The 20,088-nt window shown below is 76.1% G+C and carries 17 protein-coding genes; 8 read left to right on the top strand and 9 right to left on the bottom strand.

Annotated elements, in window-relative coordinates; all coding sequences use genetic code 11:
* Positions 1-11 precede the first annotated feature (11 nt).
* From EV188_RS15370 to EV188_RS15400, 8 genes are read left to right on the top strand one after another with little or no spacing between them, the layout of a single operon-like run.
* Positions 12-782 carry a class I SAM-dependent methyltransferase gene (locus EV188_RS15370; protein WP_133827184.1) on the top strand — a complete coding sequence of 257 codons (771 nt, stop codon included), beginning with the start codon at positions 12-14 and terminating at the stop codon, positions 780-782.
* Complete coding sequence (locus tag EV188_RS15375) at positions 779-1,462, top strand: acyltransferase (RefSeq protein WP_133827185.1); 684 nt, start codon at positions 779-781, stop codon at positions 1,460-1,462. The genes EV188_RS15370 and EV188_RS15375 overlap by 4 nt, the downstream gene beginning before the upstream one ends.
* Before the next feature lie 44 nt (positions 1,463-1,506).
* A complete protein-coding gene (locus EV188_RS15380) occupies positions 1,507-2,748 on the top strand; it encodes an MATE family efflux transporter (protein ID WP_208114217.1) in 1,242 nt (413 codons plus the stop codon).
* Positions 2,745-3,461, top strand: coding sequence for a hypothetical protein (locus tag EV188_RS31610; RefSeq protein WP_166659909.1), 717 nt, complete (start codon positions 2,745-2,747; stop codon positions 3,459-3,461). Before EV188_RS15380 ends, EV188_RS31610 begins: the two co-directional genes overlap by 4 nt.
* A gap of 43 nt (positions 3,462-3,504) precedes the next feature.
* Positions 3,505-5,163 (top strand): tyrosine-protein kinase domain-containing protein, encoded by a 1,659-nt coding sequence (locus EV188_RS15385; RefSeq protein ID WP_166659910.1) that lies wholly within the window; start codon positions 3,505-3,507, stop codon positions 5,161-5,163.
* Complete coding sequence (locus EV188_RS15390; RefSeq protein WP_133827187.1) at positions 5,160-6,569, top strand: hypothetical protein; 1,410 nt, start codon at positions 5,160-5,162, stop codon at positions 6,567-6,569. Before EV188_RS15385 ends, EV188_RS15390 begins: the two co-directional genes overlap by 4 nt.
* Before the next feature lie 5 nt (positions 6,570-6,574).
* The gene (locus EV188_RS15395) at positions 6,575-7,732 is read left to right on the top strand and encodes a glycosyltransferase family 4 protein (RefSeq protein WP_208114218.1); all 1,158 of its coding nucleotides are present in this window, start codon (positions 6,575-6,577) and stop codon (positions 7,730-7,732) included.
* Positions 7,733-7,759: 27 nt separating this feature from the next.
* Positions 7,760-8,926 carry an erythromycin esterase family protein gene (locus EV188_RS15400; protein WP_166659911.1) on the top strand — a complete coding sequence of 389 codons (1,167 nt, stop codon included), beginning with the start codon at positions 7,760-7,762 and terminating at the stop codon, positions 8,924-8,926.
* Here the strand turns inward: EV188_RS15400 and EV188_RS15405 are convergent.
* The 9 genes from EV188_RS15405 to EV188_RS15450 all read right to left on the bottom strand — a co-directional run bounded on the left by EV188_RS15405 (position 8,923) and on the right by EV188_RS15450 (position 20,029).
* Complete coding sequence (locus EV188_RS15405; protein WP_208114219.1) at positions 8,923-9,507, bottom strand: ASCH domain-containing protein; 585 nt, start codon at positions 9,505-9,507, stop codon at positions 8,923-8,925. The genes EV188_RS15400 and EV188_RS15405 overlap by 4 nt on opposite strands.
* Before the next feature lie 4 nt (positions 9,508-9,511).
* Positions 9,512-10,978, bottom strand: coding sequence for a carboxypeptidase-like regulatory domain-containing protein (locus tag EV188_RS15410; protein ID WP_133827190.1), 1,467 nt, complete (start codon positions 10,976-10,978; stop codon positions 9,512-9,514).
* A 66-nt stretch (positions 10,979-11,044) separates the two neighbouring features.
* A complete protein-coding gene (locus EV188_RS15415; protein ID WP_133827191.1) occupies positions 11,045-11,659 on the bottom strand; it encodes a TetR/AcrR family transcriptional regulator in 615 nt (204 codons plus the stop codon).
* A 106-nt stretch (positions 11,660-11,765) separates the two neighbouring features.
* A complete protein-coding gene (locus EV188_RS15420; protein WP_133827192.1) occupies positions 11,766-12,407 on the bottom strand; it encodes a DUF4190 domain-containing protein in 642 nt (213 codons plus the stop codon).
* A 135-nt stretch (positions 12,408-12,542) separates the two neighbouring features.
* On the bottom strand, positions 12,543-12,947 hold the full coding sequence (locus EV188_RS15425; RefSeq protein WP_133827193.1) for a hypothetical protein: 405 nt from the start codon (positions 12,945-12,947) through the stop codon (positions 12,543-12,545).
* A gap of 80 nt (positions 12,948-13,027) precedes the next feature.
* Positions 13,028-15,442, bottom strand: coding sequence for an ATP-binding cassette domain-containing protein (locus EV188_RS15430; protein WP_133827194.1), 2,415 nt, complete (start codon positions 15,440-15,442; stop codon positions 13,028-13,030).
* Between the two features lie 27 nt (positions 15,443-15,469).
* Positions 15,470-16,012 carry a hypothetical protein gene (locus EV188_RS32255; RefSeq protein ID WP_208114220.1) on the bottom strand — a complete coding sequence of 181 codons (543 nt, stop codon included), beginning with the start codon at positions 16,010-16,012 and terminating at the stop codon, positions 15,470-15,472.
* Positions 16,013-16,198: 186 nt separating this feature from the next.
* Positions 16,199-18,058 carry a hypothetical protein gene (locus EV188_RS15445; protein ID WP_133827196.1) on the bottom strand — a complete coding sequence of 620 codons (1,860 nt, stop codon included), beginning with the start codon at positions 18,056-18,058 and terminating at the stop codon, positions 16,199-16,201.
* A gap of 30 nt (positions 18,059-18,088) precedes the next feature.
* Positions 18,089-20,029 (bottom strand): serine/threonine-protein kinase, encoded by a 1,941-nt coding sequence (locus EV188_RS15450; protein WP_133827197.1) that lies wholly within the window; start codon positions 20,027-20,029, stop codon positions 18,089-18,091.
* Positions 20,030-20,088: the final 59 nt, after the last annotated feature.

A 20,088-nucleotide genomic window follows, 5' to 3' on the forward strand; every position in this document is an offset into this window, starting at 1 on the left:
GGAACCCCGCCATGGCCGAGAACGGCGCCGGCACCTACGAGCAGATCCTCGCCGACCTCATGGACCGCGAGGTCATCCACCGCCACGACCGCGTCCTCGTGCAGTTCGCCGGGGAGTTCGACCGCGACGTCACCCGCCGCCTCGGGCTGACCCGCGTCACGTTCACCAACCTCGCGCCGACCTCGGTGTCGAGCCGCCTGCCCGAGGCCCGCACGGCCGACGCGCACGCGATGGACGTCCCGGATCGCGGCTACGACCACGTCATCGGGCACGCCGGGCTGCACCACTGCAGCCGGCCGCACGAGGCGCTGCACGAGATGTACCGGATCGCCGCCAGGACGGTCGTCGCCGTCGAGAACCAGGACTCGCCGCTCATGCGGGTCGCGCAGCGCCTCGGCCTCGCGAACTCCTACGAGCTCGAGGCCGTCGCCGACGGCGGCGGGGTCACCGGCGGCGTCGACGGCACCGGCGTGCCGAACCACGTCTACCGCTGGACCCGCCGCGAGGTCACCAAGACTATCGCGTCCTTCGACCCGGGCCGCGACGTGCCGCTCGAGTTCCACAGCCGCTGGCTCATCGGCACCGACCGGGCGCTGACGACGAGCATGCGCTCGCTGCTCGGGGACTCCGGGTCCGGCCGCGCCGCCCTGGTCGGCGCCGTCAACCTCGCCCTCAACGGCGTGGCCCGCCGCCAGGGCAACATCTTCGGGTTCACGATCCGCAAGGACCTGGCCTCGCCGCGTCCGTGGATGGTCAGTGGGACGTCGGCGGTGGCGGCATGAGGCTCCGGGGTCGCAAGCCACGCCTGATCGCGGCCGCCGCGTCGATGCTGCTGCCGCACGCCGCCCGCCGGTGGGTGCACACCCGCCTGCTCGGCGCCGAGATCCACCCGACCGCGCGCCTGGGACGCAGCCTCGTCGACGTCGACCGCCTCGTCCTGGGACCCAAGGCCGTCATCGCCAGCTGCTCGGTGATCCGCGGCTGCGAGGAGGTCGACCTCGCCCCCGAGGCCGTCATCGGTCCGCTGGTGTGGGTCAACGCCGTCCGCCGGGACAAGCACTACTTCGCCGACCAGCCGCTGCGCCGCCCGGTGCTGCGGCTCAAGCGCGCGGCGCTGATCAGCTGCCTGCACATGGTCGACTGCTGCGACCTCGTCGAGATCGGCCGCTACTCGGGCCTCGCGGGCTTCGGCTCGCAGGTCATGACGCACACGGTCGACATCGTGCGGGTCAAGCAGGTCGCCAAGCCGGTGATCATCGGCGACCACTCCATGATCTCGACGAGCTCGGTGCTGCTGCCCGGCGCGGTCGTCCCCGACAACGCCATCGTCTCGGCCGGCTCGGTCGTCAAGGGCCCGCTCGCCGAGGGCCACACGCTCTACGAGGGCGTGCCCGCCGTCGCCAAGCGCACCCTCTCGCCCCAGCTCGCCTTCTTCCGCCGCGACGTCGCGGACATCCGGTGAGCGCGGGGTCGGGGACCGCTGCTCGTCGTCGTCCCGTGCTGGGTGTGGCCGACCAGCTGCTCAGCTCGGGCACCAACTTCCTCACCGCGTTCGTGGCCTCGTGGGCGCTGGCGCCCGAGCAGTTCGCCACGTTCGTCGTCTCGTACGCCGTCGTCACCGTGGTGCTCGCCCTCGGGCGCGCGGTGATCGGGGAGGTCCTGCTGGCCTACCTGCCGACGGTGTCCCTCGCGGACCGGCCCGCCATCGTCCGGTCGTCCACGGGCGCCGCGCTCGTGCTCGGGATCGCCGGCTCGGTGGTCTGCGTCGCCGGCGGCGGGATCGGCCACCACACCCTCTCGGGCCTGCTCTGGCTCGCGCCGTGGGTGCCGATCGCGCTCATGCAGGACGCGCGCCGGTTCGTCTTCCTCAGCCAGGGCCGCCCGGGCCACGCGCTCGCCGCGGACGGAGCGTGGGCGGCCGCGCAGGTCGTCGTGCTCGGCGCCCTGGCGTTCGGCGGGCTCGGCTTCAGCGTCGCGGGGCTCGCGACGTCCTGGGGCGTCGGGGCCCTGACCGGGCTGCTCGTCGCGGCGGCGATCGGGGGCGGCTCGCTGCGCCCCTGCTGCCCGAAGGCCTGGGCGCGCCGGACCCGCTCGCTGTCGGGGTGGTTCGTGCTCACCTCGGTGCTCGGTCAGTGCGAGATCTACGCGGTGCTGGTGCTCGCCGGCACGCTGCTCGCCCCGACCGACGCTGCGGGCCTGCGGGCGGTGCAGCTGCTGGTCTTCCAGCCCACCGCGACGGTCGCGGCGGCGCTGCTCGTGCTCGTCACCCCGCTGGTCGCCGGCGCGGTGTCCCGCCGCGACGTCGAGGCCGCCCGCCACGCGCGGCGGTTCGCGACGATCGCGTCGGCGGGGCTGGCCGCGGCGGTGCTGGCGGTCATCCCGCTGCGCCACACGCTCCTGGACCTGCTGTTCCCGCAGTACACGGCGTACGCGGCGCTCGTCGTCCCGATCGCCCTGCAGTCGGCGCTCTACGTGCTGGGGGTGCCGTTCCACGCCCAGCTGCGCGGCTTCCACCGCGCCCGCACGCTGTTCGGCCTGCAGGTGCTCGGCTCGGCGGTCCTCGTAGGCGCCGCCACCGCCGGCATGGGCTTCGGCGGCGTCGTCGTCCTGGCCTGGGGCCTCGCCGGGGCGGCGCTGGTCGTGGACCTGGTCCTGCTGGTCACCACGCCGGGCCCCCACCGGGCCGGTGCGGGCCACCGCACGGCGGTCGGCCCGACGCCGGAGCCCGCCCTCGAGGTGGCCCGGTGACCACCTCGCGCCGCGCCCTCCTCGGTGGCACCGCCGCCCTGCTCCTGCTCGCCGCGTGCGGGCAGGGGCAGAGCAGCGGCGGCGCCACCGTCCCGCCCCCCGCCCCGCGGGTGCACACGGTGTGGCGCGAGCACCCCGACGGGCCGATCCCGGCCCGCGGGGACGAGGGCACGCCGTTCGTCCTGCGCGCCTCGGGCCCGGTCGGCGGGCCCGTCGTGCGCGGCGGCGGCCTGGACGCCGAGCTCGGCGACGCGCGCGCGGCGTCGTACGTCAACCAGGACCTCGGCACCGCGGTGCGCCGGGTCGGGGCGCGCTTCGGCTTCGTCCCCGGCCCGGGCACGTCGGACGACGGGTCGCTCTGCCTCGCCGCCTGGCGGGGCGCGCTGCCCCCGAACGACCCCGGCGTCACCGAGGCGCCCGTGCACCTCGTCGCGACGCCGCAGCGCTGGATCCTGTCGCTCGCGGTGGGCTCGCAGCTCGCCGAGATCGCCGGCGGGCGCTTCGACCCAGCCCTGCCGACCGACAGCACGCCGCTGGTCATGGACGTGGTGCTCGTCGACGACCGCGCGGAGGTCGCACTGCCGGACGGCACCACGACCGTCGCGCGCGACCCGCGCATCCCGACCCTGCCGGCGCCGGTCGCCTGCTGGGAGTTCTACCGCCACGCCCCCGGCGGCGCCGCCGTCCGGCTCTACGAGACCTGGGCCGCGTGAGCACCACATCCGCTCATACCGTCCACCCGAGAGAGGACCTCCCGTGATCGTCAGCCACCTCCACGCGATCCGCGCCCGCTGGTCGACCCTGGTGGCGTTCGCGCTGATCGGGGTCATCGTCGGCGTCGGCGTCGTGTTCCTCAGCCCGCCCGAGTACCGCTCGACCTCCACCCTCTACGTCGCCAGCGTCGGCTCGGCGGACGCGACCAACGCCTACCAGGGCAGCCTGCTCTCGCAGGAGCGCGTGAAGTCCTACCGCGAGATCCTCGCGAGCGACCGGGTCGCCGAGCAGGTCGCGACCCGTGTCGGCGGCGGCGCCACCGCGGACACGCTGAAGTCCGCCGTGAGCGTCACCAACCAGCCCGAGACGACGCTGCTCCTGGTCACCGCCACCGACGGCTCCCCGCAGCGCGCCGCGCTGATCGCCACGACCTACGGCGACGTCCTCGCCGACGTCGTCTCGGGAATGGAGCGCACGGCGAACTCGGGCGACCCCGCGACCGGCACGCCCGTCGTCTCGGTCCGCACCGCGCTGCCCGCCCAGCCCGACCTCACCCCGGTCTCGCCGCAGCCGGTCCTCGACATCGCGCTCGGGCTCGTCGTCGGCCTGCTGGTGGGGGCCGGCGTCGCCGTCGCCCGCGCGGCGATGGACACGACGATCGGCACCGCCGCCGCCCTCGCCGAGCTCGCCGGCGTCCCGGACATCGGGCAGGTCGAGCACGACCCGCAGGCCGGCACCTCGCCGCTCGCGGTGCGCGAGCGCCCGTCGTCGAGCGCGTCCGAGGCCTACCGCAAGCTGCGCAGCAACCTGCGCTTCGTCACCGTCGACCGCGAGGACGGCGCCGCCGTCGTCATGATCACCAGCGCGGTGCCCGGCGAGGGCAAGAGCACGACCGCCGCGAACGTCGCCCTGAGCCTCGCCGACCTCGGCAACCGCGTGCTGCTGCTCGAGGCCGACCTGCGCCGCCCGGTGCTCGCCGAGACGTTCGGGCTCGAGCCCGCGGTCGGTCTGACCACGGTGCTCGCGACCGGCGCCCCGCTCGCCCACGCGGTCCAGCGCGCCGGACGCCTCGACGTCGTCGTCGCCGGCCCGGTGCCGCCGAACCCGAGCGAGCTGCTCGAGTCCAAGCGCCTCGCCGCCACGCTGGACGAGCTGCGCGCCCGCTACGACTGGGTGATCGTCGACTCGGCGCCGCTGCTGCCGGTCACCGACGGCGCGGTGCTGTCCCACCGCTGCGACGGGGTCGTGCTGCTGGCCCGCCACGGCGCGACCTCGAGCGGCGCGGTGCGTCAGGCCGTCGCCACGCTGACCACGGCGGGCGCGAACCTCCTCGGCACCGTCATCACCCAGGTCCCGCGCTCCGGCGGCGAGGGCTACGGCTACGGGCGGTACGGCTCCTACGCCTCGCACCGGTCCGGGGGCTCCGGCTCGGGCACCGGCACGGGCGGCTCCCGCCGGCCCACCCCGCTCCCGGCGCCCGCCCCCGCGCCGGTCCGGACCCCGGCTCCCGCGCCGGTCCCGGTGCGCGTCGTGCCGACCCCGGTCGGGGCCAGCGCCACCACCACGGATCCTGCCGTGTCCGCGCGCCGCGCCGGTGGCGCCCACCGCAAGGAGTCGCGCGCCTGGCGGACCCGCGCGAACGACGTCCTGTCCGCCGTCCCGGACGCGATCACCCCGCCCCGCGCGGTGGAGACGTCGTGACCACGACCGCCCGCGGGGCGCTGTACGGCGCCGGGGTCCTCGTCACCGCGGCGCTGACCCTCGCCGCCGTGCACGCGGGGTCCGCGCTGATGTGGCTCGCGCTGCTCGGCGTCCCGCTCGCCGTCGCCGTCGTGGTGCGCCGCCGCTTCCTCGACGGGTGGGTGTCGCCGCTGCTGCTCGTCGCCCTGTCGCTGCTCGCGACCGCCGGGTTCGGCGCGGCCTTCGGGCGCAGCGTCGGGGCCGACGGCGGGGTCAGCGCGACCCTCGCGCTGAGCGACGCCGAGACGGTGCGGACCGCGCTGCTGCTCGCGGTCTCGGCGACGACGCTGCTGATCGGCGGGGCGGTCGCGCTGACGATGCTGGGCGCGCGGGACCGCCGCGACACGTCCCGCACCCTGCTGCCCGACTCCGGCGCGTTCGACGGCGACCCCGCGACGCGGCTGATCGTGCTCGGGGTCGCGGCGCTGCCGCTGCTGGCCACCGTGGTCGTGCAGGGCCCGGACCTCCTCGAGCGCAGCACCTACCTCATCGGCGAGGCGGGCTCCGCCGGCGGCATCGTGTCGATGCTCGGGCTCGCCGGGGCCGTCGGGTGCGGGCTCGTGCTCGGGTCCGAGCGCGGCGTGCGGCTCCTGCTGCCGATCACGCTCGCCGCCGGCTACCTCGTGCTGTTCTTCGCGCTCGGCAGCCGCCGCCTCGCGCTGCTGCCGCTGCTCATGGCCGTCGGCGCGCACGTCGCCCGCCCCTCGCGCGCCACCCGGATCGGGCTCGCTGCGGCCGTCGTCGCCGCGCTGGTGCTGCTGCCGATCCCGCTGTTCGTGCGCGGCGTCGGCGCCCACGGCCTGATCCCGTACGCCGAGGCCCTGCCGGGCATCCTCGAGCAGAACGACATCCTCGGCGGCGCCGCGGACAACCTGCTCATCTCGTTCCCGCTGGTCGGTGCCACGGCGTTCCAGGTGGCGCCGCTGCCGCTCGACTACTTCTTCCTGCAGGTCAACCCGCTGCCGGGCTCGATGATCGGCTGGTACGACATCTCCGACAGCTTGCGGATCAACCAGTACACGCCCTTCTCCGGCGCGGGCGAGCTCGCCAACTACGGCTGGGGCGTCGTCGTCGGGTTCTGGTTCGTCGTCGGGATGTTCCTCGGGACCCTCGACCACCGCATCGGCGTGCTGCTCGACGCCGGGCGCCGCGGCGTGGCGCTCGTGCTGACCGCGCTGCCGCTGGTCTTCACGATCCTCATGCTCCAGTACAACCTGCGCTCCGGCGTGCGGATGCTCGTCTACTCCGCGGCCGTGCTCCTCGCGCTCCGGGCCGTCGACGCCCTCACGGCCGTCTCCCAGCGGCTGCCGCACGCAGCGCAGCGGAGCTGCGGCCAATCAGCACCGACCCGTCCCGGAAAGGCCTGATCACCGTGCGCATCGCCGTCGTCCACAGCTTCTACTCCAGCCGCGTGCCGAGCGGGGAGAACCAGGTCGTGCTCGCGCAGGTCGAGGCGCTGCGCGCCGCGGGGCACGAGGTCGCGCTCGTCGCCCGCTACACCGACGAGCGCCTGCGCCGCGCGTCGTACCCCGTCGAGGCTGCGCTGACCACGGCCACCGGCGTCGGACCGGACCCGACCGCCGAGCTCGCGGCGTTCGCGCCCGACGTCGTCCACGTGCACAACCTCTTCCCGAACTTCGGCACCGGCTGGCTGCGCGACTGGCCCGGCCGCGTCGTCGCGACGCTGCACAACTTCCGGCCGATGTGCGCGAACGGCTACCTCTTCCGGGACGGCGCGCCCTGCACGGCGTGCCCGTCGGGGGACCGGTGGGCGGGCGTGCGGCACGGTTGCTTCCACGGCTCGCGGGTCGCCTCGCTGCCGCTGGCCTGGCGCGGGCGTCATGGCGCGCCGGCCGACCCGCTGCTCGCGCGCGCCGACGCCCTCGTCGTCCTGTCCGAGCGCGCCCGCCGCACCTACGCCGACGCCGGCGTGGAGCGACTCCACGTCGTGCCCAACTTCGTGTCGGTGACGCCGGCGGCGGCCGTGGCGCCCGGCGACCGCTGGCTCTGCGTCGCGCGGCTGACCCCCGAGAAGGGGGTGCTCGAGCTCGTCCGCTCCTGGCCGGCCGGGGTGGGCCTCGACATCGTGGGCGAGGGCGAGCTACGCCCGGCGATCGAGGCCGTGGCCCCCGCCGGCGTGCGCCTGCTCGGCGGCATGGACAACGCCGCCCTGCGCGCCGCGATGGGCGGCTACGCCGGGCTCGTCGTGCCGTCGCGGTGGTTCGAGGGCCTGCCGACGGTGTACCTCGAGGCGCTCGCCGCCGGGCTGCCGGTGCTCGCGGTCGACGGGAACAGCGCCGCCGACGACGTCGCCGCGCACGACCTGGGCGTCGTGGTCCCGACCTCGGCGGCCACGGAGGACCTGCGGGCGGCCCTCGCCGCGATCACCGGTCGCGGCGCCGAGCTGCGCCGGCGCGCCGGGGCGTCGTTCCGCGCCCGCTTCACGGCACCGACCTGGTGCGACGCGATCACCGGCGTCTACGACGGCACCGGCGTCCGGACGCGCGGCGAGGTGCCGCTGTCCGCGTGAGCGCGGGCGCCTGCCAGGGTGCTCGCCGTGACGGACGCCGACGTGACCCGCTGGCTGGCCGACCACGCTCGCCCCATCGCGGAGGTCGACGATGACCTCGACTCCGACGGCGTCGACGCCTGGGTGCGCGCGACCGCCGGGGCGCGGGTCGTCGCGATCGGTCCGGCGGTGGGCGGCACGCGCGAGCTCGCGCTGCTGGCCACCCGGCTGATCGAGGCCTCGGTGCGCGCCGGCGGGGTCGGCGCGCTGGCGCTGCAGGCGGGGGAGTCCGCCACCACGGTGCTCGACGACCACGTCCGGCACGGGACGGGCTCGCCGGGCGAGGCGCTCGAGCGCCTCGGCTCCTGGAGCTGGAACACCCGCGAGGTGCTCGACCTCGTCCGCACGCTCGCCGAGGACGCGGCGGTGCCGGTCGTCGGGATCGACCCCCGGCGGCCCGCGAACGCCGTCCGCGTCGTCGGCGCCTTCCTGCGGACCGCGGCCCCGGACGCCCTGCCGCCGGTGGCCGACGCGCTCGCCGACCTCGCGCTCGGGCACGGCGACGCGAGCACCCGCGCGGCCGTCGACCGGGTGCGCGAGCGGCTCGACCGCGACGTCCCCGCGCTGATCGCGGCGACCTCGCCGGCCCAGTACGAGGAGGCGGTGCGCCACGCCGAGTTCCTGGCGCGCGCCGCGGAGCTCGCCGCGACCCCGCCGGCGCGCGCCGACTCCGTCGCCGACCGCCTGATGGCCGACGCGGTGATCGACGCTGCGGGCGCCGACGGTCGCGTGGTGCTCTGGGCCCACGCCGACCACGTCGTCGTCCGCGGGGAGAGCCTCGGGCGCCACCTGCGCGACCGCTACGGCGACGGCTACCGCGCGCTGGTGCTGTCCGCGGGCTCCGGATCGACGCGCGCGCTGCGGCGCCGGCGGCTGTTCGGGGCGTCGCGCACCCCCAAGGTCCACCGCTTCCCGGCGGCACCCGCGGCGTCGCTGGAGGGCACGGTGCTCGCGGCGTGCCCGCGGGACTCGCTGGTGGACCTCTCGCAGGACGCGCCCCCGGCCGCCTGGACCGGCGCGGCGACGACGCGGCGCTCGGTCGGCGACGAGGTGTCGCCGGCGGCGCCCGCCCGCGCGTTCGTGCCGTGCGTGCCGGGGAGCGAGATCGACGGCGTCGCCGTGGTCTCCGCGGTGCGCCCGGGCTGGGTGCGCTAAGCCCGGGTGGCGAGCACCGCGCGACCGCGCGGCGAGAGCTCGTAGCCGACCGGCAGCGAGTGCGTCAGCCCCAGGGCCTTGAGCTTGCGGACGTCGATCTTGAACGGCGCGGTCTCGCGGCCGAACGACGCCGCGAGGTCCGGGGCGCGCACGCCCGGCCGCTCGGCGATCGCCGCGAGCGTCGCCCACGCCCAGGGACCGTGCGCGCTGCGCGCCTCCATCGCGTCGAGGCGCCGGCAGACGGCGTCGAGGTCGTCGGCGTCGGGCACGGAGGCGGCGAGCTCCGAGCGCGGGTCGGGCTCGTCGAGGAGGTGGAAGCGCACGCGGAACAGCTCGGCGTCGTCGGCGGCGTGCCGGTCGGCCTCGGCGAGCATCGCGGCCACCGACTCGAACCCGGCGCGCCGGGCGTCGTCGGGACCGAGGTCCTCGCGGCGCACGACGTCGACCTCGTCGACCTGCAGGCGCCCGACCGGCGTCCGGTAGGGCCGGCCGGGCTTCACCTGCGCGCGCTTCCAGCGCCGGAACGTCAGGTCGACCTCGCCGCGCGCGATCGGGTCGGCGAAGCGCAGGGCGAAGAGCACCCGGTCAGCTTCCCCCATAGGAGCCGGCCGACGGCGGCACGGTGCCGTCGGTGGCGACCGCGGCGCGGTGACGGTGCTCCTCCTCGTGCGCGACGAGACGGATGTCGCCGACGCGCCCACCGTGACCGCCGCCGCCGTGGTGGTCGACGACCGTCGCCCGCGCGGCCGGCTCGTGGCCCGGGGCGGCCTCGATGAGCGTGTACGCGCCGGTCGGGAGGTCGTCGATCCGGAAGCCGCCCTCGTCCGTCGTGCTCGTGCGTCCCGTCTGCGTGCCCCGGTGGTCGACGAGCGTGACGACGGCCCCGGGCAGCGGGGTGCCGTGGTGGTCGTGCACCCGGCCGAGCAGTACGCGCTCCGGGCCGGCCCCCGACGCGGCGGCGCCGGCGGGACCCGCCTCGTCCCCCTCGCCGTCCTCGTCACCGGCGTCGGCCTCGCCGGCGGCCGCGGCCCGCTTCCGCCACGCCGCGGCCCCGACCAGCAGGACCGCCGCGAGGAACCACAGCCCGATCACCAGCAGGTGGCCGCCGAGCCCGGCGCCGTCGAGGTAGAGCACGGCACGGACCGCGTCGACGAACCCGGCGCCGAGGTGCCACTCCGAGAGCCAGCCGAAGAACGGCGGCACGATCTCGGCGGGGTAGGCGGAGTTCGACGACGGGATGTTGAGGAAGACGAAGACCAGCATCCCGGGGAAGAGCGCCCACTTGCCGAGGAACGCGACGAGCGCGGTGGTCGCGAGCCCGACCGTGAACGACGTGACCGCGCCCAGGGCGATCACCGCGACGATCTGCCCGACGGTGCCCTGCAGGATCTGCAGCCAGGCGCCCATGAAGAGGAACAGCACGATCGGCGTGAGCACGGCGACACCGGCGCTGATCGCGACCCGGGTGCGCATCGGCAGGAAGTACGCGGCGTTGCCCAGGATGTTCGCCGTCATGAAGCCGACGATGCAGACGATCAGCATGAAGAACATCAGCCCGATGCCGTTGCCGTCGCCCGGGGCGAGCGGCGCGACGTCGACGGTCTGCACGGTGTTGCCGGCCTGCGCGGCGAAGGGCGCGAAGACGGTCGGGACCAGCTGGGTCATGACGCGCCCGTCGGCGCCGGCGACGAGCATGTGCGCCGACTGCCCGGGCGGCGCCGTCACGTAGGCGGCCTTGACCGTCTGCTGGAAGATCATGTCCGTCGCCTGCTGCGGGGTGTCGACGGGGACGAGCGTGAACTTCCCCGCCAGCGCCGGCGCGGCCGACGCGATGAACGCCGCCGCTCCGGCGCCCACCACGGCCACCGGCAGGTCGTGCGGGACCGGCAGGTGCAGCGCGGTGATGTAGCAGAGCGGGAACATGATCATGAAGAACAGGGGCAGCGTGAGCGCGAACCGCACGTTGCTGCGCTTCATCTCCGGGGACAGCTCGCCGGGGCCCGGGGCTGCCGGCCGGTCCTGGTCCTGCTCCTGGTCCTGGTCGTCGCTCATGGCTCCCGTTCCTGGGCGCGGTGGTGGGCCGGCCCCCGCGGGTCGGCCGGGCGGTGCGGTCGCTCGTCAGGGCGGCGGGGCGAGACCTGCGCGGACGAGGGCGACGACGCCGTCGAGGTGGTCGCGCGCGGCGGTCTCGGGCGACTCGGGGTGGTCGAGCCACAGGCCGACGGCGACGCGCAGGGCGGTCATCGCCGTCGCGGCGGTGGTGAGGACGTAGGGATCGGCGACCGTGCGGTCGGTGCGCCGGGCGATGCCCTCGGCGAGGGCGGCCTCGGTGGCCTTGGTGGCGGCGTGCATCCGCCCGAGCAGCTCGGGGTGCTCGCGCAGCAGCAGGAGCTGCTGGTGCCAGACGCCCGAGCCGGTGGCGGTGTCGAGGATGTCGGCGAGCACCCCGGCGGTCGCCGTGAGCGGGTCCTCGTCGGCGGGGCGGGCGACGACGGCGTCGGTGAGGTCGGTGGTGCCCTCGGGACCGGCGCCGAAGAACGCGTCGTCCTTGCTGGTGAAGTGGTTGAAGAAGGTGCGCGGGGAGACGTCGACCTCGGCGCAGATGGCCTCGACGGTCACGGCGTCCGGGCCGTGCTCCCGCCCGAGCCGGACGGCCACCTCGCGCAGCGCCGCGCGGGTCGCGGCCTTCTTGCGCTCACGCAGTCCGGGAGTCGGGGTGTCCCTCGCCGTCACCGCGTCCTCCCGTCACTCGCTGCGCCGACCGCAAGACTGCAGTCACTGAATACATAGCTACGGTAACCATCTCGGCACCGGCGCATGCGCGGCTGTGAACGGGACCTCAGAGGGAGCTGACCCCGACCACGAAGAAGAAGAGCCAGAAGAGGATCCAGCCGACGATCGGGATGTAGCCGAGCACCAGGCCGGCGATCGTCATCCCGTGGCCGGTGTTCTGCCCGCTGCTCGTCTCGCGCCAGGCGAGGTGCCCGCAGATGACGGCGGCGATCGACGCGACGCCGGCGGTGAAGAACCCGAGGATCCCGCACACCAGCGCCGCCACCGCCAGCCCGGACACCGCGGGACCGGTGGGGTAGGAGCTGTACGAGGCCGGCGTGTAGGGGCCCTGGGGGTACGGCGTGTACGACGCGGCCGGGTAGGCGCTGTACGGATCCTGGGCGTAGGGCTGGGCGTAGGGCTGGGCGTACTGGCCCGAGCCGTACGGGTCCTGGGGGTACGGCTGCGCGTAGGGCTGCTGCTGCTGGTGCGCGCGGTCGGCGGCGTACGGGTCGGCGTAGGGCTCGAGCGCGTAGGGGCTCGGGCCGTAGGGGTCCGAGGAGTAGGGCTCGGAGGGCTGTCCGGTCGTCTGGCCCGCGTCCGGGGACGGGGTCGATGACGACGACGGGGTCCCTCCGGGCGGGACGAAGGGCGCCGGGGTGTCGTGCCCCTCCCGGCTGTCGCGCTGCGGTTCCCACGGCGAGCTCACGCCCGGATCGTAGGACGACGTCCCGATCTCCGGGGTGTGCGCGACACACCCAGGGCCCGGCGGACCGGCCGCGAGAGGCACCGTCGGCAGGCGCCGGGTCTCGTCGATCATGCGGAAGGTGCCTCTCGCGGGGATTCAGAGCGCCGGGATGACGACGTCGGCGTAGGTGTCGCCGTCGGTGTCGGCGACCGCGACCGGGCCGTCCTCGCCGTACGGGGCGCCGTCGGTGATCGCGGCGTCGCCGTAGCCGTCGGCGTCGGTGTCGAGGACGACCTCGTCGACGCGGCCGTCGTGGTCGTGGTCGGAGACCGCGTACTCGTCGACGCCGTCGTGGTCGCGGTCCGCGGAGGCGGTCTCGGCGTAGCCGTCGCCGTCGGCGTCGGTGGCCGTCGACTCGTATTGGCCGTCGTGGTCGCCGTCGAACGACGTCATGGTCGGCGCACCGGCCGGGATCTGCAGGAGGCCGCCGTCGGCGCCGTAGGTGGTGCCGTCGCCGGTGGTGTACGTGCCGGAGGTGTCAGCAGTGCCGGGGTCGCTCATCGTGGGCTCCTCGCCGAGGGGATGACGTGGTCGACCCTCTGACGCTCGGAGCGCCGCCGAATGTTTCTGAGGAATCCCTGTCAGCGGCGCCGGCCGCTGCGGATCGGCTCGATGCGGCGCAGCAGCACGGCCGTAAGCAGCGCGAACAGCACGGTGAGGCCGACCAGCGCGCCGAAGTCGAGCAGCCAGGTGGCGGCGTCGTGGTCCCACAGCGGGTCGTGCTCGCGGTACGGCGTGGGCAGGCCGGGGCCGCTGGGGATGCCGATGGTCGAGGCGCCCATCGCGAAGCCCCACCGCGCCGGCACCAGCCACGACAGCTGCGCGAGGACGGGGCTCGACTGAATCTGCAGCAGGGCGCTCGAGAGGATGAACTGCAGCATCGCGAGCAGCACCAGCAGCGGCATCCCGCGGTCGGCGTTGGTGATCGCCGCGGAGACCGCGAGGCCGAGGGCCATGCTCGCCACCGTCACGCCGAGCAGGGCGACGACGATCTCCACGGCACCCGAGCCGAGCAGCACCGCCTCGTCCGGGGCCGGGCGCCCGATCATGCCGAGCACGCCGAGCAGGACCGCCTGGACGCCGGTGATCGCGAGCAGCACCGTCAGCTTCGACGCGAGGTAGGCGCCGCGGGACAGCCCGATCGCCCGTTCCCGGCGGTAGATCTCGCGTTCCTTGACGACCTCGCGGATCGCCGCCGCCGACCCCATCAGCGCTGCCCCGACGACGAACACGAGTAGCAGGCTGTTCGGGTTGCCCGGCGTGCCGCGGGCCTGCGCGGCCTGCGAGAGACCGGTGTCGCCGGGCAGGGCGTGGGTGAGCGCGGCGAGCAGCAGCGGCAGGGCCGCCATGAAGATCGTGTATTGGCGGTCGGCGAGCACGACCGCGAGGTAGCGCCGGCACAGCACCGCGAACTGCGTGAGCACGGGCTGCTGGCGCGGCGCGGGCGCGGTGGCGTGGACCCCGGGCCGCCGCTGCGCGTCGGGCGCGCCGACGTAGCGGGCCCACTGCGGCGAGCGCCGGTAGCGGTCGGCCCAGTCGACGTGCTTCTCGCGGTCGAGGAGCAGGAAGAGGTCGGCGAAGTCGGTGACACCGAAGTAGGTGAGCGCTTCCTGCGGGGGCCCGAAGTAGGCGACGGTGCCGCCGGGGGCGAGGAGGAGCAGGCGGTCGCAGACGTCGAGGTTGGCGACGTTGTGGGTGACGACGACGACGGTGCGGCCGTCGTCGGCGAGTCCGCGCAGGGTGTGCATGACTGACTTGTCGAGGCCGGGGTCGAGCCCGCTCGTGGGTTCGTCGAGGAAGAGCAGCGAGGGGCGGGTGAGGAGCTCGAGCGCGACCGAGGTGCGCTTGCGCTGGCCGCCCGACAGGCAGTCGATGCGCTGGTCGGCCTGGCCGGTGAGCCCGAGCTCGCCGATGACCTCCTCGATCCGGCGGTCACGGTCGGCGGCCGCGACGTCGGTGGGGAAGCGCAGCCGCGCCGCGTACGCCAGCGCCCGCCGGACGGTCAGCTGCGGGTGCAGGATGTCGTCCTGCGGCACGAGCCCGATGCGCTGGCGCAGCTCGTCGTAGTCGGTGTAGAGATCGCGACCCGCGTACTCGACGACACCCTCGTCGGCGGGACGGAAACCGGTCAGCGCGCGCAGCAGCGTCGACTTCCCGGCGCCCGACGGCCCGACCACCGCCAGCAGGCTCCGGCTGCCGAGCGAGAACCCGACGCCTGAGAGCAGCGTCTTGTCGCCCTCGCGGACGACGAGGCCGTCGGCGCGGAACCCGATGTCGCCCGTGTCCACGTGTTCGACGAGCCGGTCACCGTCCAGGTGGAACAGCGCGTGCCCGATCCCGACCACCGACGCCGGACCGACCGGCGCGCGCCGGACCCGGGCGCCGTCGACGAACGTGCCGTTGGGGCTGCCGAGGTCGACGATGTCCCAGCCGCCGTCGGGCCGTCGCACGAGGTCGGCGTGGTGGCGGGAGACGAGCAGGTCGTGGACGACGACGTCGTTGTCGTCGGCGCGCCCGATCCGCACGCGGGGGGTGACGGGCTCGGGGCCGCTGCGCGGCAGGTCGGCGGTGACGGCGAGGCGGTGCACCGCCGAGAGCCGGCCCTGCGCCGACGAGCGCGCCGCCGCGGGCACGGTGACGGTCGCCCGCTCCGGACCTGGTGGGGCCGGGCGCGGGGGCACCGCGACGGCGTGCAGCTCGGGTCCGGCGGCGTCGCCGAGCCGGACCGTCACGGGACCCGACACCGTGATCTCGCGGAACGGGCGGCCGCCGGCGAAGGAGCCGTTGCGGCTGCGGTCGACGATCTGCCAGCCGGCGGGCGTGGACCGGATCAGCAGGTGCTCGCGGGACACCCGCGGGCCGACGAGCTGGAGGTCGGACGCCTCGTCGCGCCCGACCACGAGGCTCTCACCGGGGTGCAGCGTCCGGTGCCGCCCGCCGGCGCGGATCTCCAGGGACGACGCGACGGGCGCGGCGCGCACCGGGTCGAACGCCATGCGCGCAACCTAGTGGGTGCGTGATCCTCAGGGGAGCCGGATGAACGCCATCCGGCCCTGGGCGTCGACGCCGACGAGGGCGCCGCCGGCGGCGGTGTAGCGGTACAGACCCGCGCGGCGCTGTGGCGGCTCGCGCAGCGCGGCGAGGAGCGCGTCCCGGTTGGCGGGCTGGGAGAGCAGCGGCGCGACCTGCGACCACGGCGCGGCGTTGACGGCGGTCGACGGCTGGTAGCGCTGCTGGACGGCGGGGAGGTCGCCGGTCCCGATCGCGGTGTAGAGGCCCTGCACCCCGGTGGCCACGGCCGCGGGCAGGGCGCGCCCGGCGGTGTCGGTGACGGCGGGGGTGCCGGCCGGGACGGGTGCCGGGGTGGGCGCCGGCGCGGCGGCCGCGCTCGGGGCCGGGGCGGGCTGGGCCGGGGGTGCGGCCTCCGTCGTGCCCGCGGGGGAGATCGGCGTCGTGACGAGGGTGAGGACGGCCAGGGCCGCGGCGACGAGGATCGCGACGCCGAGGGCCGCGCTCGCGATCCAGGGCCCGCGTCCGGCGCCGACGCTCGCCGCGGGCGCGCTCATCGCCACGACGCCGTGAGGTGCTCGGCGATCCCGGTGCTGCTCATGTGCCCTCCTCGATCCGTCCCGCCGCAGTATCGGGACGATCACCCACCCGTGTTACCGCTGGTCGGGCAGTCTGCGTCACTCGGTCGTGGTTCGTACAGCCCGGGGGGACGGAGCGCAGCGGAGCTCGACCGATCGACATCGTCACGGCGGTGGCAGACGGGGGACGGCGACGGCGGCGAGGGCGACGGCGTCCGCGCAGAGCGCGTCGACCGGTCGGGCGCCGAGGACCGAGACCTCGAGCAGCTCGACCCGCTCACCGCCGCCGGGGACGGTCGACGAGCGCTGGGCGACCGCGGCGTCGCACGAGCTCGCGCGCGGCGTGACCGCGGCCGCGCGCCCGGCGATCTCCGTCGTCGGCGCGAACGCCCGCCGGCGCTCGACCCCGACGTCGACCACGGCGGATCCGGTGCCCCAGCGGCACGACCAGCCGCCGACGCCGGGGGCGACACGGGTCGCGTCGAGCCCGGGCACGGCACCGAGGTCGGCGGGGGAGAGCACGGCGCAGGTGTCGACCGTCGTGAGGGCGTTCGGCGGGTCGGCGACCGGGCGACGGGGCAGCGGCGTGCTGCGCTGGAGGGCGCGCACCGTCGTGTCGGTGGCGGCGTCGGCGGTCGCGCACGCGTCGGCGCGCGAGCCCGGGGCCACCAGGGCGTCGACCGCGACCTGGACGCCCTCGGTGGTCACCACCGTGCGCGTGCACAGCCCGGGCTGCGGGGGCGGGCGCCGGACGAGCAGGCCGCCGACCCGGTCCTCCGGGCCGGCGGTCACCGTGGTCGCGACGGGCTCGAGCGTGGCCACCACGGCGACGTCGCCGCCCGGCGCGCGGACGTCGACCGTGCACGACGCCGGGCTGCCGAGGTCGGGGACCACGCGCGCGGAGCCGGCGGGGGCCAGCGCGGCCGGGTCGACGAGGGAGCACGGCTCGACGGTGCCCGGGTCGCCGATCACCGCGGGCACGACGCGGTCGCCGGGCCCGGCCGCCGGCCCCGGGTCGCGGAGCAGCGCCACGCCCGCGACCGCCGCGACGAGCACGACCACCGCCGCGACGACCCCGGCGACGACGACCGACCGGCGGCGCGGGGAGCCGGGGCCGCCGGTGCTCGGGGGCGGGCCGACCGGGCGTGGGGGTGGAGGGAGCGGCGGTGTGGGGGCACCGGGCGGCCGCGACCCGGCGCGTGCCCCACCGGATCGGCGCGGTGCGGACGGGCGCGGCGGTGCCGGGAGCAGACCCACGGGCGCGGTCGGCCGGACGGCGTCCCCGGGCGGCTCGGTCACCGGGACCGTCGTGGCCCGGCTCGGCGACCACGCGTCGGCGGCCACCGGGGTCGTGATGACCTCGGTGAGGCGGGGGCCGGCGGGCTCGTCGTCGAGCGCGCGCAGGTCGCGCACGAACGCGGCGCCGAGCTCCCCGGGCGTCCCGCCGTGCTCGTGCGCCACGCGGGCGAGGAGCCTCCCGACGTCGCCGGCGTCCCCGTCGACCGGGACCGCGGCGAGGGTCGCGGCGAGCGCGCGGACGTCGTCGTCCTCGGCGGCGGGACGGTCGTCCGGGCGCCGGCCCGAGGGCGCGCCGAGCAGCCACACCCCCGCGGACTCCCCGACGAGCACGACGTCCGCGCCGATCCGCCCGTGCACCAGGCGCGCCGCGTGCGCCGCGGCGAGCGCCTCGGCCAGGACCCGCGCGATCTCGCGCAGTCGGCGCGCCGGCACGGCACCGACGGCGCCGAGCCCCCGGGCGCCGGCGGGGACGTCGTGGACGAGCCACAGCGCCCGGTCCCGCCCGGCCGCGACGTCGCGGGCCGGCGCGAGACCGGGGTGCGGGTGCCCGTCGCCGCGCCGGACGTCGCGTGCGACGCGGGTCAGGGCACCCGTCCCCTCGCCGTCGAGGGCCACGGCCACCACGTCGCGGTCGTCCCACTCGTCGTGCGCCGCGCGCACGGCCGCGGTGAGCGCGGCCCCGAGGCGGTAGTGGCCGCCCGAGAGCAGCTCACCGTCGTCGGTCACGGTCGTCCGATCCGGTCCGCAGGGGCCGGGTCAGCCGCCGAAGGTGGACTTGGCGCGGAACTGCACGCGCTGGAACACGGCGTTCGACTGGTCGAGCGTGCTGGTGCGGATCTCCCAGCTGTAGTTCAGGCCCGAGTAGATGCCCGTGGAGTAGACGGTGCCGTCGCGCTCCGCGGTGTAGAGCGGGCCCTGCTCGACGCCGCCCGCCCGCCACACGTCGAAGTTCTCGATGCGCGGGCCGAGGTTGGCCGTGTCCTGGTACCAGGCCTGCGCCCCGGCGGCGTCGGGCCAGCGGGCGAAGATCACCCGAGCGCCGGGGGCGGCGCTGGAGAAGTCGCAGACGTAGGCCTCGGTCGGGTTCACGCCGGTGCTGGTGGTGAGCCGGTCCTGCGAGGTGGTCGGCCGGCAGGTGGACGCCGTGACGTCGGGGAAGACCTGCGCCATGGTCGCCTGGCCGGCCGGGGCGCTGGTGCCGTTGCCCCCCGGGGTGCCGCCGCCACCGGTGTTGTCCGGCGTCTGCGTCGGGGTGGTGACCGGCGGGGCGGCGGGCGTGGACGTGTTCTGGTTGAGCAGGACAACCGCGCCGACCACGACGACCAGGAGCAGGACGGCGACGCCGGCGATGATCGCGACGACCTTGCCCTTGCCGCCCTTCGGGGGCGGCGGCTGGCCGTACCAGCCCTGCGGGCCGCTGCCGGGAGGCGGCGGGTACTGGCCGGTGCCGTAGCCCGGGCCGGTAGGGCCGTAGCCCTGCGGCGCGGTGCCGGGGTAGCCGGGCTGGCCGTAGCCCTGGGTGCCGCCGGGCTGGGTCGGTCCCCACGCGGCCGGCGCGGGCTGCGGGCCGGAGCCCTGCGGCGCGCCGAACGGCGACGGCCCCTGCGGCGCCTGCGGTGTCCAGGGCTGCGACTGCTGCGGGCCCGACGCCTGGCGCGGGCCGGGGACCTGGGTCGGGGTGGCGCTCTGCGGACCGGACGAACCCGCACCGGCGGCCGCGGCGCCCGCGACCGCGCCGGCCCCGAACGCACCGGCGCCCGCGGCGACGTTCCGGGCGGTGGCGTCGTCGGGGGAGCCGACGGGGGCGGTGCCCGAGACGCCGGGCTCGCCGCCGACCGCGCGCACGGCCGCGTCCGCGAAGTCGCCGGCGGTGGCGAAGCGCTGCGCCGGGTCCTTGGCCATCGCCTGCGCGAGCACCGCGTCGAGCGCGGGCGGCGACCCCGGGGCGACCTCGGAGAGGCGCGGCGGGGTCTCGTTGAGGTGGTCGTACATGAGGCCCGGGCCCTCGGAGACGAACGGCGGGCGGCCGGCGATCGCCTCGAACAGCAGGCAGCCCAGCGCGTAGACGTCGACGCGGCGGTCCATCTCGCGGCCCACGAACAGCTCGGGGGCCATGTAGGCGAGCGTGCCGATCGCGGAGCCGGTGCCGGTGAGCGAGCTCTTGGTGTCGCCGCCCATCGCGCGGACGATGCCGAAGTCGACGAGGTACACGAAGTCGCGCCCGCGGTGCTGGGTGAGCAGGACGTTCGAGGGCTTGACGTCGCGGTGGATCAGGCCGTCGTCGTGGGCGGCGTCGAGCGCGTCGGCGGTCTGGCGGACGATCTCGACGGCGCGGCGGGGCTCGAGGCGGCCGCCGCGCTCGATCTCCTCGGCGAGGTCGACACCGGAGACCAGGCGCATGTCGATGTAGAGGCGCCCGTCGATGGTGCCGAAGTCGTGGATCGGGATGACGTGCGGCGACGACAGGCGCGCGGCGGTGCGGGACTCGCGGCGGAAGCGCTCCTGGTAGTCGCCGTCGTCGGCGAGCCCACCGTGGAGGCGCTTGACGGCGACGGTGCGCTGGCGCGACGTGTCGAACGCGCGGAACACCTCGCCCATCCCGCCGCGGCCGATGCGCTCCTCGAGGCGGTACGGACCGAACGTCTCCGCCGGCTCGCCCGACGACGGCGGCGTCTGGCCCGGGGCCTCGGTGCTCATGCGGCGCTCTCCTGGATCGTGGCTCTGCGGGGGTGAACGTCGCCCCGGGTGAAAGTCAC

It is taken from the genome of Actinomycetospora succinea (assembly GCF_004363095.1).
Lineage (GTDB): Bacteria > Actinomycetota > Actinomycetes > Mycobacteriales > Pseudonocardiaceae > Actinomycetospora > Actinomycetospora succinea.